Origin of the sequence: Sphingobium wenxiniae (genome assembly GCF_007830065.1) — a bacterium.
GTDB classification, from domain to species: Bacteria; Pseudomonadota; Alphaproteobacteria; order Sphingomonadales; family Sphingomonadaceae; genus Sphingobium; species Sphingobium wenxiniae.
In genome coordinates this window covers 1-1,359 of sequence record NZ_VLKK01000075.1, presented here as the reverse complement: position 1 = coordinate 1,359, position 1,359 = coordinate 1, and the positions used below count along the sequence as shown (strand labels likewise).

At 61.5% G+C, this 1,359-nt stretch carries 4 protein-coding genes; all 4 read left to right on the top strand.

Translation table 11 applies throughout. From position 1 onward, the window contains the following. Window positions 1-101 precede the first annotated feature (101 nt). The 4 genes from IQ35_RS20915 (at window position 102) to IQ35_RS20900 (ending at window position 1,318) form a co-directional block, all read left to right on the top strand. Window positions 102-539, top strand: a complete 438-nt coding sequence (locus IQ35_RS20915) for a hypothetical protein (RefSeq protein ID WP_010337272.1) — start codon at window positions 102-104, stop codon at window positions 537-539. Between the two features lie 65 nt (window positions 540-604). Then, a complete protein-coding gene (locus IQ35_RS20910) occupies window positions 605-883 on the top strand; it encodes a BrnT family toxin (RefSeq protein WP_010337273.1) in 279 nt (92 codons plus the stop codon). Beyond that, window positions 867-1,145, top strand: coding sequence for a BrnA antitoxin family protein (locus IQ35_RS20905; protein ID WP_029547671.1), 279 nt, complete (start codon window positions 867-869; stop codon window positions 1,143-1,145). The genes IQ35_RS20910 and IQ35_RS20905 overlap by 17 nt, the downstream gene beginning before the upstream one ends. 2 nt (window positions 1,146-1,147) lie before the next feature. Next, window positions 1,148-1,318: a transcriptional regulator gene (locus tag IQ35_RS20900; protein WP_092960458.1), complete on the top strand. Its 171-nt coding sequence runs from the start codon at window positions 1,148-1,150 to the stop codon at window positions 1,316-1,318. The last annotated feature ends 41 nt before the right edge of the window (window positions 1,319-1,359 follow it).

Below are 1,359 nucleotides of genomic sequence, written 5' to 3'. Positions count from 1 at the left end.
CCCCGCATGGGAATCCCGCCTCAATGACCTGATGAACCGCATCAGCCGCGATCAGGACCGCAAGGCGTTCGAGGGCTGGACCTTCAAGGGAGGCCCTGCCGATGCCTGATCCCTTCGACCCTGCCGAGTTCGACGCGCCCCCTCCCTCCGATCCCGGCGCGGACTATCGCATCCTGCTCGACGCCATGCGGAAGGCCGGGGCCGAAGGGGTCGCCCAGCAGGTCGCCGCCCTGTCCCGCCAGATCGAGCAGGACGCCCGCCAGCGCGCCGAAGCGGGGCAGCAGACGCAGAACGCGCTCAACGAACTCCTGCGGGCCGCTACGCAGCTTCAGCGCGTCAGCGCAGCCATCGGGTGGGAGCATCTGAAGGGATGGCTCTACGCGGCCATGATCGGGCTGGGCCTGATCTTCGCCGCGGCCCTCGCCTACCAGTGGGCGAAGGAACCCAAGATTGAACAGCGGCTATACGGCTGCACCGCACGATGGGACGCCAAAACCCAACGCTGCAAGGGCGATTGGGTGCCCTTGCAGGCGCAATAGGCCAGCCCATTATCGGGTGCACGTAAATTCTTGCTCTTAACATTTAATGGGTGTACGAGATTGCTATGGAAGTCGAGTTCGATCCGGCCAAGGACGAGGCTAATCTCGCCAAGCACGGCGTATCATTGCAGGCTGCGGCGGACTTCGATTTTACAACATCGCTCGACCGTGAAGACACACGGTTCGACTATGGCGAAGTTCGCTTCGTATCCATCGGCTTCATCGGCGACCGCCTCTATTTTTTGGCCTATGCCGATGGTTCAACGGACGATGCAATACGCGCCATCAGCCTCCGCAGAGCGGAGAAACACGAGGTGAGGTTCTACTATGCGTCCCAAGTTTGATCCCGAAATTCACAGCGAAGATGCTCCGCTATCCGAGGAGTTCATGCAGGGTATGCGTCCGGCGCGTGAGGTCCATGGTGTTGACTGGGTTGACGCCAAGATGGGCCGCAAGCGCGGGCGGCCCAAGCTGGATGCTCCCAAGGTCGAGGTGAAAATCCGCTTGGATGCAAAGACGGTGGAGCATCTGCGCGACAGCGGCCCCGGATGGCAAACCCGTGTAAACGCCCTGCTCGGCCAGCTTGTGGCGACGGGACAAATCTGATCGTGGGCCACGTGGAAGCCCGCGAGAGCTTCAAGGCCGAAGCCCTCGCCTCATGGGCCGAATATCAGGAAACCGGGCTGCATCTGACCGGCGAGGAAGTGGCCCGCTGGCTCGATAGCTGGCCCAGTCGGCCCGAAGCTGCGATTTTGGCCATGTTGAAGAACAAAGATTGAACATGGCGATCTACCAGGCTCGCTCTTGTCCTCCAATCTCG

Bases quoted from the DNA above. Each gene is read 5' to 3' on its own strand.
- IQ35_RS20915 (WP_010337272.1), top strand. From the start codon at position 102: ATGCCTGATCCCTTCGACCCTGCCGAGTTCGACGCGCCCCCTCCCTCC.
- IQ35_RS20910 (WP_010337273.1), top strand. From the start codon at position 605: ATGGAAGTCGAGTTCGATCCGGCCAAGGACGAGGCTAATCTCGCCAAG.
- IQ35_RS20905 (WP_029547671.1), top strand. From the start codon at position 867: ATGCGTCCCAAGTTTGATCCCGAAATTCACAGCGAAGATGCTCCGCTA.